Annotated in this window: 11 protein-coding genes; 1 reads left to right on the top strand and 10 read right to left on the bottom strand. The window is 69.8% G+C overall.

Going from position 1 to position 12,707, the window contains the following annotated elements; translation table 11 throughout:
* Window positions 1–136: 136 nt before the first annotated feature.
* From mltG to ABD830_RS30460, 7 genes are all read right to left on the bottom strand, one after another.
* Window positions 137–1,690 (bottom strand): endolytic transglycosylase MltG, encoded by a 1,554-nt coding sequence (gene mltG / locus ABD830_RS30490; RefSeq protein WP_344994820.1) that lies wholly within the window; start codon window positions 1,688–1,690, stop codon window positions 137–139.
* Window positions 1,691–1,832: 142 nt separating this feature from the next.
* Window positions 1,833–2,312 carry a Holliday junction resolvase RuvX gene (gene ruvX, locus ABD830_RS30485; RefSeq protein ID WP_344994817.1) on the bottom strand — a complete coding sequence of 160 codons (480 nt, stop codon included), beginning with the start codon at window positions 2,310–2,312 and terminating at the stop codon, window positions 1,833–1,835.
* Between the two features lies 1 nt (window position 2,313).
* On the bottom strand, window positions 2,314–4,986 hold the full coding sequence (gene alaS, locus ABD830_RS30480; protein WP_344994814.1) for an alanine--tRNA ligase: 2,673 nt from the start codon (window positions 4,984–4,986) through the stop codon (window positions 2,314–2,316).
* A 17-nt stretch (window positions 4,987–5,003) separates the two neighbouring features.
* Window positions 5,004–5,234, bottom strand: a complete 231-nt coding sequence (locus tag ABD830_RS30475) for a hypothetical protein (protein WP_344994811.1) — start codon at window positions 5,232–5,234, stop codon at window positions 5,004–5,006.
* Complete coding sequence (locus ABD830_RS30470; RefSeq protein ID WP_344994808.1) at window positions 5,231–5,617, bottom strand: DUF948 domain-containing protein; 387 nt, start codon at window positions 5,615–5,617, stop codon at window positions 5,231–5,233. Before ABD830_RS30470 ends, ABD830_RS30475 begins: the two co-directional genes overlap by 4 nt.
* A 375-nt stretch (window positions 5,618–5,992) precedes the next feature.
* Entirely contained in the window at window positions 5,993–7,234 is a 1,242-nt protein-coding gene (locus ABD830_RS30465; RefSeq protein WP_446686104.1) for a replication-associated recombination protein A, read from the bottom strand.
* Between the two features lie 69 nt (window positions 7,235–7,303).
* Window positions 7,304–7,786, bottom strand: coding sequence for a DUF2231 domain-containing protein (locus ABD830_RS30460; RefSeq protein WP_344994804.1), 483 nt, complete (start codon window positions 7,784–7,786; stop codon window positions 7,304–7,306).
* Between the two features lie 168 nt (window positions 7,787–7,954).
* Here ABD830_RS30460 and ABD830_RS30455 point away from each other — a divergent pair, with 168 nt between their 5' ends.
* On the top strand, window positions 7,955–8,857 hold the full coding sequence (locus tag ABD830_RS30455) for a peptidylprolyl isomerase (protein ID WP_344994801.1): 903 nt from the start codon (window positions 7,955–7,957) through the stop codon (window positions 8,855–8,857).
* A 62-nt stretch (window positions 8,858–8,919) separates the two neighbouring features.
* Here the strand turns inward: ABD830_RS30455 and aspS are convergent, their stop codons facing one another.
* The 3 genes from aspS to ABD830_RS30440 are packed head-to-tail and all read right to left on the bottom strand — an operon-like array spanning window position 8,920 to window position 12,616.
* Window positions 8,920–10,683, bottom strand: coding sequence for an aspartate--tRNA ligase (gene aspS / locus ABD830_RS30450; protein WP_344994798.1), 1,764 nt, complete (start codon window positions 10,681–10,683; stop codon window positions 8,920–8,922).
* Window positions 10,680–11,936, bottom strand: coding sequence for a histidine--tRNA ligase (gene hisS / locus ABD830_RS30445; RefSeq protein WP_344994796.1), 1,257 nt, complete (start codon window positions 11,934–11,936; stop codon window positions 10,680–10,682). The genes aspS and hisS overlap by 4 nt, the downstream gene beginning before the upstream one ends.
* On the bottom strand, window positions 11,936–12,616 hold the full coding sequence (locus ABD830_RS30440) for an MBL fold metallo-hydrolase (RefSeq protein WP_344994794.1): 681 nt from the start codon (window positions 12,614–12,616) through the stop codon (window positions 11,936–11,938). The genes hisS and ABD830_RS30440 overlap by 1 nt, the downstream gene beginning before the upstream one ends.
* Window positions 12,617–12,707 lie beyond the last annotated feature (91 nt).

Below are 12,707 nucleotides of genomic sequence, written 5' to 3'. Positions count from 1 at the left end.
CGGAACGGGGGGATCCGCCGGACATGCTCCCACGACCAGCGGAGAGCACTCTGAGTAGCCATGCTAAGGGATGAAAAGAGAGCGCATGTCCCGTTTGGGGCCATTTGAGCCGGAACGGGGGGAGTTTCGTCGAACATCAGTTCGTCCCGAGGTTCTTTTTCAACTCTTCCCGGTATCTCACGAACTCGCTCTCTTTGTTGGTGAATTTGGTGATTCTATGCGCGGGATCCGTCGTGACAAACCAGTGCCAATCGCCGTTTGCCGGGTTCAGGGCCGCTAGCAGCGCCTTCTCCCCCGGATTCGCGATGGGTCCCGGCGGCAGTCCCTTGTGGCGATAGGTGTTGTAAGGGGAGTCGACCTTGGTGTCGCTCTCCGTGATCCTCAGGCTCCGGCGGTTCTGGGCGTACAGGATGGTGCTGTCGATCTCCAGCTTGGTGCCCTTCTGGAGGCGGTTGTAGATCACTCTGGAGATCTTCGGGTAGTCCGCGTCGGTCCCGCCCTCAGCCTGGATCATGCTGGCCACCGTGACCGCCTCCAGCGGCGTCAGGTGCCTGCGCGCCGCCTGCTCCTCCAGGCCCACCTGCCGCGCGGCGACACCGAACCGCTCCACCATCGCCGCCAGCACGTCCACGGCCGAGTCGCCGGGCTCGATCTCGTACGTCGCCGGGAACAGGAACCCTTCGAGCCCCGGGGCGTATTTGGGCAGCCCGACGAGGCCCTTGTCGACGCTCTGCAGCTCCTTGAGCGGCAGCCCGGTCTGCTTGGCGACCCGGGCGAGCACCTCGGACGTGCGCATGCCCTCGGGGATCGTGACCCGCCGCACGACCCTGGAGGCCGGGGCGAGGAGCAGGTCGAGCGCCGCCCCGGCCGCCATGCCCTTGCGCAGCCGGTAGTGTCCCGGCCGCAGCCGGTTCGCGACCGCGCGCTCCTCGGCCACCCGCACGAACGACCGCGCACTGGCCACCACTCCGGCGTCGGCCAGCGTGGAGCCGACGTCCTCCGCGCTGGAGCCCGGCGCGATCCGCACCGTCACGACACCGCTGCCGGGCCCGTCGAAGTCGTCGGGGCTGAGGTACGGCTTGAGCACCACGATCGCTCCCGCCCCCAGCGCCACCAGGGACGCGGCCAGGCCCGCGGAGACGATCCCGGCCTTTCGGAGGGCCTGCCTGCGACGCGCCGGCACGGTCCCTGCGCCCGGCACGGTCCCTGCGCCCGGTGCGATCCCTGCCCCGAGGCCGCCCCCCGCTTCCGGAGCGGTCGCTGCTTGGGGCGCCGCCCCTGTTTCATGCGCCGCCGTTGCTTCGGGTACCACCGCTGTTTCGGGTACCGCCGCTGTTTCGGGTACCGCCGCTGTTTCGGGTACCGCCACTGTTTCGGGTACCGCCACTGTTTCGGGTACCGCCACTGTTTCGGGTACCGCCACTGTTTCGGAAGCGGCATCCGTCTCCGGCACGGCTCCCGCCACCGGCGTGGCGGCTGCCTCGAACTCGGCCGCCGCCTCGGGCTCACCCGCCGACTGCAGATCGGCCGCTCTGGACTCCGGCTCCGGCTCCGGCTGGAGGTCGGCACGCGACTCGAGACCAGACTCGGCCTCGGGCTGCGGCGGCTCGGGTTCCTCCGTCGTGGAGTCGTCGGAGCTGAACGGGATCACATCGCCGATGTCGTACTCGTCCTCAGGCGGCCGGTTCACGCGACCACCCCGCAGTCTCCCTGCCGGGACGCCGCAGACCGGAACTCTGGTGAGAGCCGCACGGACCGGGGTCCCACCGCAGCCTCCGACGGCCCGCATGGGCACGTCTTCGGCGCTGGTGCGACCCCCGGGACGCGCGCGCTCATGAGGCAGGGCCGTCGGCCGCTGGGGGCGGTGCGACGGGCCTGCCTGGGGGTCTTTCCGTGGCACGCTCGGAGTCGAGCGCGTCCTGCAGCAGCACGACCGCGGCCGCCTGGTCGATGACACCGCGCTGCTTCTTGGCCTTCACGCCGCTGGCCCGCAGCCCCTGCGTCGCGGCGACCGTGGTCAGCCGCTCGTCGAACAGTCGCACGGGCGTGGGCGCGAGCCGGACCGCGAGGTCGGCGGCGAACTGGCGGGCCAGTGAGGCCGCCTGCCCCTCGCGTCCGGACAGCGAGGTGGGCAGCCCCACGATCACCTCGATCGCCTCGTACTCGGAGACGATCGCGGCGATGCGGGCGAGGTCGCCCTTGCCCCGCTTGACGGTCTCGACCGGCGTGGCCAGCAGCCCGGAAGGGTCGCTACGGGCCACGCCGATGCGTACGGACCCGACGTCCACGCCGATCCGTGTGCCGAACCTCATGTCAGCCGAGCTGATCGGCGATGGCCTGCTCGACCTGCTGCAGCGCCTCGCCGATCCCCTCCGGTCGTGTGCCGCCACCCTGCGCGACATCATCCTTGCCGCCACCGCCACCCCCAAGAGCCTTGGCGGCGACGCCGACCAGCCGTCCGGCCTTGAGCCCCCGCTCGCGCCCCGCCTCGTTGACCGCGGCAACCACCACTGGACGGTCGGAGGGGACGCCAGCGATCACGATGACCGCCGGCCGGTCGGCCGGGAACCTGCCACGCACGTCAAGCGCGAGCTTACGCAGATCATCGGCACCTGTGCCATCAGGCGCGCGGTGTGTCACAACGGAGACTTCCCGCAGGTCACGGGCCTTGGCCGCCAAATCACCCGCAACCTGGAGCACCTGCGCGGAGCGGATCTTCTCCAGCTCCTTCTCCGCCGTGCGCAGCCGCGTGACGATGCCGTCGATGCGCTCGGGCAGCTCCTCGCGGCGCGCCTTGAGCTGCTCGGTGAGCTGCGCGACCAGCACGCTCTCACGGGCCAGGAAGCGGAAGGCGTCGATGCCGACGAGCGCCTCGACGCGGCGCACGCCCGCGCCTACCGACTGCTCGCCCAGCACCTTGACCAGGCCGAGCTGGCCGGAGCTGTGGACGTGGGTGCCACCGCACAGCTCGCGCGAGTAGTCGCCGATCTCGACCACGCGGACCTCGTCGCCGTACTTCTCGCCGAACATCGCCAGCGCGCCCATCGCCCTGGCCTCCGCCTGCGAGGTGTAGAAGGCGTTGACCTGGAGGTCGTTGATGAGCACGGCGTTGACCTCGTCCTCGACGTCACGCAGCACGCTCTGCGGCACGGCGCCCGCCGCGGTGAAGTCGAAGCGGAAGCGACCGGGAGAGTTCTCCGAACCCGCCTGCGCGGCCGTCTCACCCAGCGCGTTCTTGAAGCCGCGGTGGACGAGGTGGGTCGCGCTGTGGCTGCGCGAGATCGCGCGGCGGCGCTCGACGTCGATCTCCGCCTGCGCGTCGTCGCCGACCTTGACCTCGCCGCTGCGGACCTTGCCCCGGTGGACGACGAGGCCCGCGAGCGGCGACTGCACGTCGACGATCTCGATCTCGCCGCCACTCGTGCGGATCACGCCCTGGTCGGCGAGCTGGCCGCCGCCCTCGGCGTAGAACGGGGTGCGCGCCAGCACGACCTCCACAGTCGTCCCCGCGCCCGCCACCGGCACGTTCACGCCGTCGACGAGGATGCCGACCACGCTCGTGTCGGCCTCGGTCTGGTCGTAGCCGAGGAACTCGACCTTGCCCGCCTTCTCCAGCAGCTGCCCGAAGACGGAGATGTCGGCGTTGCCGGTCTTCTTCGCAGCGGCGTCGGCCTTGGCGCGCTGCCGCTGCTCCTTCATGAGCCTGCGGAAGCCCTCCTCGTCGACCTGGAGCCCCTGCTCGGCCGCCATCTCCAGCGTCAGGTCGATCGGGAAGCCGTAGGTGTCGTGGAGCTGGAACGCCTGATCGCCCGAGAGCGTGGTGCCGGACTTGCGCTTGGTCTCCTCGACCGCCACGTCGAAGATCGCGGTGCCGGTGCGGAGCGTGCCGAGGAAGGACGCCTCCTCCGCGTCGATGATCCCGTGGATCTGCGAGGCGTCGGTCTTGAGCTCGGGGTACTGCTCGCCCATGACGTTGATCGCGACGTCGGTCAGCTCGTGCATGTAGCGGTCGTCGCCGGAGCCGAGCAGCCGCAGGTTGCGTACGCTCCTGCGCAGGATGCGGCGCAGCACGTAGCCGCGGCCCTCGTTGCTCGGCAGGACGCCGTCGGCCACCAGCATGGTGCCGGTGCGGACGTGGTCGGCGATCACGCGCAGGCTCACGTCGGCCCGCTGGTCGCGCCCGTAACGGGTCTTGGTGAGCTCGGCCGCCTTGTCGAGGATCTTGTACGTGGTGTCGATCTCGTAGATGTTGTCGACACCCTGCAGGATCGCCGCCATGCGCTCCAGGCCCATGCCGGTGTCGATGTTCTTCGCCGGCAGCTCGCCCGCCACGTCGAAGTCGACCTTGGTGCGGACCGCGCTGAGCTGGTACTGCATGAAGACGAGGTTCCACACCTCGAGGTAGCGGTCCTCGTCGGCGACGGGGCCGCCCTCCTTGCCGTACTCGGCGCCGCGGTCGTAGTAGATCTCCGAGCAGGGACCGCCGGGGCCGGGCACGCCCATGTGCCAGTAGTTGTCCTCCAGGCCGCGGCGCTGGATGCGGTGCTCGGGCAGGCCGACCTTGTTACGCCAGATGTCGAACGCCTCGTCGTCGTCGAGATAGACCGTCGCCCACAGCTTGTCCTCGGGGAAGCCGAAGCCGCCGTCGGACTCGGAGCGGGTGAGCAGCTCCCACGCGAACGGGATCACTTCGGCCTTGAAGTAGTCGCCGATCGAGAAGTTGCCCAGCATCTGGAAGAACGTGGCGTGCCGGGTCGTCTTGCCGACCTCGTCGATGTCAGGGGTGCGCACACACTTCTGTGCCGTGGTCAACCTGGACGCCGGAGGCTTGCGCTGCCCCAGGAAGTACGGCTTGAACGGCGCCATACCGGCATTGACCAGGAGAAGCGTGGGGTCCTCAGCGATCAGGCTGGCCGAGGGCAGGACCTTGTGCCCACGCTCCTCGAAGAAGCGCAGGAAGCGGCGGGCGATCTCTGCCGACTCCATGTTGGCCATCCTTTGCGTTAGTTGTTTTCTTCAGCCTTGTCGAGCCCGAAGCGTGCTCGCAACTCGGTTTCGCGCTCCGCGGCCTCGCCGAGCGCGTCGAAAGTAAAGTCTCTCACCTGCCGGAGCATCCCCGCGGCGCTGTCGGCCGTCCTGCGCGCGACATGGTTGGGGTGGAGCGCCTGCAGTCTGCGCATCACCCAGAAGGTGATGAACGCGCCCAGCGACAGGTAGAACAGCCGCCTGATCATCGCGTCCGCCTCGGCGCGGCCCTGAGCCTGGGCGTCCGGCGGGCCTCGATGGCGCGCCGCACGCCGTACGCGAGCGACGACACCTTGACCAGCGGCCCCGTGAAGATCGTCTGGGTGACCGCGCTGAGCTTGGCGGCGTGCCCGCTGACCTGCTTGACGTCCTTGGCGATGGCCTCGACGGCGACCAGCTGCCTGTTGGTCTCGTTGACCGTGACGCTCATGTCGTCGAGCAGCGGCATCAGGCGTTCGTTCAGGTCGGAGACCGCCTTGGTGGTCTCGGTGAGCAGCCTGGCGAGCTTGACGAGCACCATGGCGAGAACGCAGACCAGGACTATCCAGCCGACGGCCGCGATCAGCCCGGCGAGCTCTCCAGCGGTAAGCATCCGCTCATCTCCCTCGTACGCTGGGCCGGAACGCCAAGACCCTATCGCGTCACGGCGACAACCTTGGTGAGGTCGCCGACCCTGATCGGCACGCCGCGCCGGACGCCGGCACTCCCGCGACCACCTGCCAGCCGCGCCCGCCCGACCTCGCGAGCCGCTCCGGACCTCATGAGCCCGAGGCCGCGCGTCGCCCTGGCACCATGCGACGCCGGTCGAGCGGGGCCCGGCCGCGCCCGGCACGTCCGCACACCCAAACTTACGCCATCCCGAACCCCGGACCGCCGCCCGTGCATCGCGATCCCGTCTCACGCTTCGAGCATCGCCGCACTACAGCCGGGCAACGCCGAGGCCTTTACAGTGTAGATCACAAATGGATCAGGTTCCCCGGAGGAAGTCGCGGATCTTGGCCCAGCGGTCGGCCACCGGAGCCTCCGCGCCGTGGCGGGTCGGCTCGTAGTAGCGCCGGTCGCGCACCTGCTCCGGCGCGTACTCCTGCCGCACCAGCCCGTGCTCGAAGTCGTGCGGGTACTTGTAGCCGTCGCCGTGGCCGAGCTTGGCCGCGCCCGGGTAGTGGGCGTCGCGAAGATGGCCGGGCACCTGGCCGATCAGGCCGCGCCGGACGTCGCCGACGGCCGCCCCGATGGCCTTGACCACGGCGTTGGACTTGGGCGCCATGGCGCAGTGGATGACCGCCTGCGCCAGGTTGATCTGCCCCTCGGGCAGCCCGATGAGCTGCACCGCCTGGGCGACGGCCACCGCGGTCTGCAGGCACGTGGGGTCGGCCATGCCCACGTCCTCGGAGGCGAAGATGACGATGCGGCGGGCGATGAAGCGCGGGTCCTCCCCCGCCTCGATCATGCGGGCCAGGTAGTGGAGCGCCGCGTCGGCGTCGGATCCGCGCATCGACTTGATGAACGCGCTGATCACGTCGTAGTGCTGGTCGCCCTGCCGGTCGTAACGTACGGCGGCCTTGTCGACGGCCTTCTCCACCACCTCCACGGTGATGTCGTCGGCCAGCAGCGCGGCGGCCTCCAGGTACGTCAGCGACCTGCGCGCGTCGCCGCCCGCCAGGCGTACCAGATGATCGAGGGCCTGAGGGGCGAGCGTGGCACGACCGCCGAGGCCGCGCGGGTCGGAGACGGCGCGCTCCAGCACGGCGCGCACGTCGTCATCGGACAGCGACTCCAGGGTGAGCAGCAGCGAGCGCGACAGCAGCGGCGAGATGACCGAGAAGAACGGGTTTTCGGTGGTGGCGCCGATGAAGGTGACCCAGCGGTTCTCGACGGCGGGCAGCAGCGCGTCCTGCTGGGCCTTGTTGAAGCGGTGCACCTCGTCCACGAACAGCACGGTCTGACGGCCCGTCATGCCCAGCTCGCGCCGCGCGGTGTCGATGGCGGCCCGCACGTCCTTGACGCCGGCGGAGACGGCGGAGACCTCGACGAAACGGCGCTTGGTGACGTTGGAGACGACGTAGGCGAGCGTGGTCTTGCCGGTGCCCGGCGGGCCCCACAGGAACAGCGACATGGGAGCCTCGCTCTCGACCAGGCGTCGCAGCGGGGTGCCGGGGCCGAGCAGGTGCCGCTGGCCGATCACCTCGTCGAGCGTGCGCGGGCGCATCCGCACCGCGAGGGGCTGCGGGGTGGCCTCCTCGGCCGCCGAATCGAACAGGCTATCCACAACGTGAGATTACATGCCCCAGACGGCTCTCGCTCCCGAGTCGCCGGCGCGGAAGACGTAGTAGCCGGCGGCTCCGGCCAGCACCAGCGTCACCGCCGACAGTGCCAGCGTGGTGGGCCGGCCGAACCTGTCGCGGCCGACCGAGTCGCGGGCGGGGCGGGTCGCGTACACGAGCAGGAGAGCCGAGGCGGCCAGCCCGAGCACCGACAGCAGCAGCGGGTTCGCGAAGCTCTCATGCGTCGAGATGCGGCCCCCGAGCTCGCCGTCCGCCGTGGCGAAGCGGGCCTCCTTGAGGCGCTCGCCGCTCTCCTTAGCCGCGAACACCGTCACGGGCGCCGCCAGGGAGAGCAGGACCACCGCCCACGCCGCGTAGGTACGCCAGCGCGGCACCAGGGCGTAGCCGACGGCGGTGGCGACCAGCAGCGGGGTCAGCACCACGGCGAAGTGGATCATCAGGGAGTGGGCCGGGAGGCCCAGGATCTGGTCGAACACGAGGGGCTCCTTAGTTCTCATTTCAACTACGAATCCGAGCACCATATGGTTCGCGACCTCATCTGTCGCATGCACGGCTTACGCCACTTACGTCCGGCACATATCGGAGGCCGGTAGCATGCGCGGAAGCTGTTTGGTCATGCACTGGCAAAATGAGAGGACATAGCGGTGAGCGGCGACGACCGCCAGAACGAGGAAGACCGCCAGAAAGAGCTGGCGCGGGAGCACAAGGAACGGCAGGCGCAGCGCGCCGCCGCCCAGACCGCCAAGGCGAGGCGGAACACCTTCATCGGCGCCGGCGTGGCCGTCGTGGTGGTCGCGGGCGGCATCTTCGCCGCGACCACGCTGGTCAACAGGGACACCCCGAGCGAGGTGGCCGCGAAGAGCAGCGCCTCCCCGAGCGCGAGCCCGGCCCAGACGGAGCCGTCCGCCACGCCGACCAGGACCGGCCCGGTCACCTGCACCTACAAGCGGGACACCTCGGTGCCGAACAAGTTCGTCGGTCTGCCCGGCAAGAAGCCGAACATGAAGCTGAAGAAGATGACGATCACCACCAACCGTGGCACGGTCGTCGTCGACCTCATGACCGACGCCGCTCCGTGCTCGATCAACTCGCTGGCCTACCTGGCGAAGAAGAAGTTCTACACGAACATGAAGTGCCACCGCCTGGTCACGCCCGACGTGGCCGCCGGCGCGCACATGCTGCAGTGCGGCGACCCGCTGGCCAAGGCCGACGGCAAGAACCCGACCGACGGGCAGGGCACCGCCGGATACGTCTACGCCGACGAGAACATCGACATCCCCATCGCCAAGGGCGTGGTGTTCATGACCCAGCCGTCCGAGGCGGCGGGCCAGAACAACAGCCAGTTCGCCATCTCGCTCTCGGACGAGAACGCCAAGATCGGCGCGGGCTACAACGTCATCGGCATGGTCAGCGAGGGCATGGACACGCTGCTGGGGCTGGCCAAAAGCGGCGAGGACCTGATCGTCAACCAAGCCGACCTCATGGGCGACGGCGGCACCACCGTGCCCAAGAAGCCGGTGATCATCAAGAGCATCACGTTCAAGTAGGACGACACGACAACGGCGGGCACCGTGGCCGGTGCCCGCCGTTCTCACATGCCTAGACCTGCCTAGACGTCGGCTTCGGCTTCGGCCTTGGGCTTGGCGTCGACGCCCGCCTCCTTGCGCTGCTCGGCCGTGATCGGCGTGGGCGCGCCCGTGAGCGGGTCGAAGCCGGAGGCGGTCTTCGGGAACGCGATCACGTCACGGATCGACTCGCCGCCGGACAGCAGCATGCAGATGCGGTCCCAGCCGTAGGCGATGCCGCCGTGCGGCGGGGGCCCGTACTTGAACGCCTCCAGCAGGAAGCCGAACTTGCTCTCCGCCTCCTCCTTGGAGATGCCCAGCACGTCGAAGACGCGCTGCTGCATCTCGGCCCGGTGGATACGGATCGAGCCGCCGCCGATCTCCATGCCGTTGCAGACCATGTCGTACGCGTACGCCAGCGCCTCGCCCGGGTGGTCCTGGAAGTTGTCGGCCCACTCCGGCTTGGGCCCGGTGAACGGGTGGTGCACGGCCGTCCAGCCGGTCTCGCGGCCCACCTCGTCGTGCACGGGCTCGAACATGGGGGCGTCGACGACCCACAGGAACGCCCACGCGGACTCGTCGATCAGACCGCAGCGGCGGCCGATCTCCAGGCGGGCGGCGCCGAGCAGCTCGCGCGAGGCGTGCTGGAGGCCGGCCGCGAAGAAGATCGCGTCGCCCGGCTCGGCTCCGACCTTGGCCGCGAGCCCGGAGAGCTCCTCCTCCGAGAGGTTCTTGGCCACCGGGCCGCCCAGCGTGCCGTCCTCCTGGACGAGCACGTAGGCCAGGCCCCTGGCGCCGCGGCTGCGGGCCCACTCCTGCCAGGCGTCGAGCTCCTTGCGCGTCTGGGAGCCGCCGCCGGGCATGACCACGGCGCCGACGTACTCGGCCTGGAAGACGCGGAAGGAGGTGTTGGCGAAGTAGCCGGTCATCTCGACCAGCTCCTGGCCGAAACGCAGGTCGGGCTTGTCGGAGCCGTAGCGGGCCATGGCGTCGGCGTACGTCATGCGCGGCAGCGGGGTCGGCAGGTCGTAGCCGGCGACCTCCTTCCACAGCCGGCTGATCAGCTTCTCGCCGACCGCGATGACGTCCTCCTGGTCCACGAATGACATCTCGACGTCGATCTGCGTGAACTCCGGCTGCCGGTCGGCGCGCAGGTCCTCGTCGCGATAGCACTTGGCGAGCTGGTAGTAGCGCTCGAGGCCGGCGACCTGGAGCAGCTGCTTGAACAGCTGGGGCGACTGGGGCAGGGCGTACCAGCTGCCGGGCTGCAGGCGTACCGGGACCAGGAAGTCGCGCGCGCCCTCAGGCGTGGAGCGGGTCAGGGTCGGCGTCTCGACGTAGACGAAGCCGAGCTCCTGCATCACCTCGTGGGCGAGGTAGGTGGCCTTGGAGCGGGTGCGCATCGCGTTGGCCACCTGCTGGCGGCGGATGTCGAGGTAGCGGTACTTGAGCCGGGCCTCCTCCGACACGCCCACGTTGCCCTCGATGGGGAACGGCAGCGGCGCGGACTCGCTCAGCACCTCCACCCGCTCGGCCACGACCTCGATCGCGCCGGTGGGCAGGTCGGGGTTCTCGTTGCCCTCGGGGCGCACCCTGACCTGGCCGACGACCTTCACGCAGTATTCGGCCCGCAGGTCGTGGGCGTGGTCCTCCTCGCGGAAGACCACCTGCGCCGAGCCGGAGGCGTCGCGCAGGTCGATGAAGACCACGCCGCCGTGGTCACGGCGGCGGGCCACCCATCCTGCGAGCGTCACCTGCTGCCCGGCGTGCTCCTCGCGGAGCGACCCGGCCTGATGCGTGCGGATCACTGCACTTTCCCTTTCAAAACGTCGACGACCTCGGCCAAGGGCACCTCGGTCTGCTCAGCGGTGGTCAGGTCCTTCACTTGCACGGCCTCGGCCGCCAGGTCACGCTCGCCCAGGATCAGCGCGAAGCGGGCACCGGAACGATCGGCCCCCTTCATCGCCCCCTTGAGCCCCTTGCCGCCGAAGGACATGTCGGCGGCGACACCGGCCGCGCGCAGCTCGCTCACGAGCTTGAACATGGCCCGCGCCGCCTCGTCGCCCAGCGCCACACCGTACACCTCGCAGCGGGCACGGGTGGCGAGCTCGATGCCTTCCCGCTCGAGGGCGATGACGGTGCGGTCGAGGCCGAGCCCGAAGCCGATGCCGGGCAGCGCGGGACCGCCGATGGCCTCGGAGAGCCCGTCGTAGCGGCCGCCGCCGCCGATGCCGGACTGCGCGCCCAGCAGCGGGTGGTCGAACTCGAAGGTGGTGCGGGTGTAGTAGTCGAGCCCGCGCACCAGCTTGGGCGTGTCCTCCCACGGGATGCTGAGGTCGGCCAGGAGCTGCTTGACCCGGTCGTGGTACGCCTTGCAGTCGGCGCACAGGTGGTCGCCGATCAGCGGCGCGTTCTCGAGCTGGGCGCGCACCTCGGGACGCCTGTCGTCGAGCACGCGCAACGGATTGATCTCGATCCGCGCCCGGGTGGCCTCGTCGAGGTCGAGCCCGCGCAGGAACTCCTGCAGCCGCGCGCGGTAGATCGGCCGGCACTCCTTGCAGCCCAGCGAGTTGAGCAGCAGCCGGACCTGGGTGAGGCCGAGCGCGGAGTACCACTGCCAGGCCAGCGCGATGGTCTCGGCGTCGACCGCCGGGTCCTCGCTGCCGATGGCCTCCAGGTCGAGCTGGTAGAACTGCCGGTAGCGGCCCTCCTGGGGCGCCTCGGCGCGGAACACCGGGCCGTCGGTCCACACCTTCACGGGGAGCTGGCCGCGGTGCAGGCCGTACTCCAGGACCGCGCGCAGCACGCCGGCGGTGAACTCCGGACGCAGCGTCAGCGACCTGCCGCCGCGGTCGGTGAAGGTGTACATCTCCTTGCTCACGACGTCGGTGGACTCTCCGACGCCGCGCGCGAACAGCTGGGTGTCCTCGAAGACCGCGGTCTCGAGGTAGGCGTATCCCGCGCGCCTGGCCGTCTCCGCGAACGCTCCGCGGATCGCGTAGAACGTCGAGGCCTGCGGTGGAACGTATTCCTTGACCCCTTTAGGTGCTTGGAAGCTCATTAGATCCCTCGTGTGGGACCGGCTTGCGGCGCCGCTTCTCTCAAGTATGGATTGGTGGCGCGCTCGCGGCCGATCGTGGTCTGTGGTCCGTGGCCCGGCAGGACGACCGTATCGTCAGGCAGCGGCAGACACTTGGTGGCCAGGCTGCTCAGGATGGTCGCGTAGTCGCCGCCGGGAAGGTCGGTGCGGCCGATGGAGCCGGCGAACAGCAGGTCGCCCGAGAACATGATCTCGTCACCGGGCAGCCGGAAGCTCACCGACCCCCTGGTATGGCCGGGTGTGTGGTCGACCACGAGCTCGAGGCCGGCGAGCTCGAGCACGGCGCCGTCGGACAGCTCGCGCACGTCGTCGGGCTCGCTCAGCTCCAGCCCGCCGAAGAGCGAGGCGCTCGTGCCGGACCAGCCCGCGGCAGGGTCGCTCAGCAGGTGGCGGTCGTCGGGGTGGATCCACGCGGGGACGTCGCGCGCGCCGCAGACCGGGGCGACCGACCAGACGTGATCGAGGTGGCCGTGGGTGAGCAGGACCGCGACCGGCTTGAGCCGGTGCTCGCGCAGCAGCTCGTCGACGCCTTCTGTCGCGTCCTGACCTGGGTCGACGATCACGCATTCCTCGCCGGGGGCAGGCGCGACAACGTAACAATTGGTCTGGAAGGCCCCTGCGGGGAAGCCGGCGATGAGCATCTGCCTCAGGTGATCTCGTCGAAAAGCCAATGGGAATGTAACCGAAGGGTACCGGTGCGGGTCGCCGGGCTGCGAATCATTACCCGTTGGC

Source organism: Nonomuraea helvata (assembly GCF_039535785.1).
Classification (GTDB): domain Bacteria; phylum Actinomycetota; class Actinomycetes; order Streptosporangiales; family Streptosporangiaceae; genus Nonomuraea; species Nonomuraea helvata.
This window is presented reverse-complemented; position numbering and strand designations above follow the sequence as displayed.

Coding starts and splice junctions, on each gene's coding strand:
- ruvX (WP_344994817.1), bottom strand. CDS start 2,312: ATGAGGTTCGGCACACGGATCGGCGTGGACGTCGGGTCCGTACGCATC.
- alaS (WP_344994814.1), bottom strand. CDS start 4,986: ATGGAGTCGGCAGAGATCGCCCGCCGCTTCCTGCGCTTCTTCGAGGAG.
- ABD830_RS30475 (WP_344994811.1), bottom strand. CDS start 5,234: ATGATCAGGCGGCTGTTCTACCTGTCGCTGGGCGCGTTCATCACCTTC.
- ABD830_RS30470 (WP_344994808.1), bottom strand. CDS start 5,617: ATGCTTACCGCTGGAGAGCTCGCCGGGCTGATCGCGGCCGTCGGCTGG.
- ABD830_RS30465 (WP_446686104.1), bottom strand. CDS start 7,234: ATGCGCCCGCGCACGCTCGACGAGGTGATCGGCCAGCGGCACCTGCTC.
- hisS (WP_344994796.1), bottom strand. CDS start 11,936: ATGAGCTTCCAAGCACCTAAAGGGGTCAAGGAATACGTTCCACCGCAG.
- ABD830_RS30440 (WP_344994794.1), bottom strand. CDS start 12,616: ATGCTCATCGCCGGCTTCCCCGCAGGGGCCTTCCAGACCAATTGTTAC.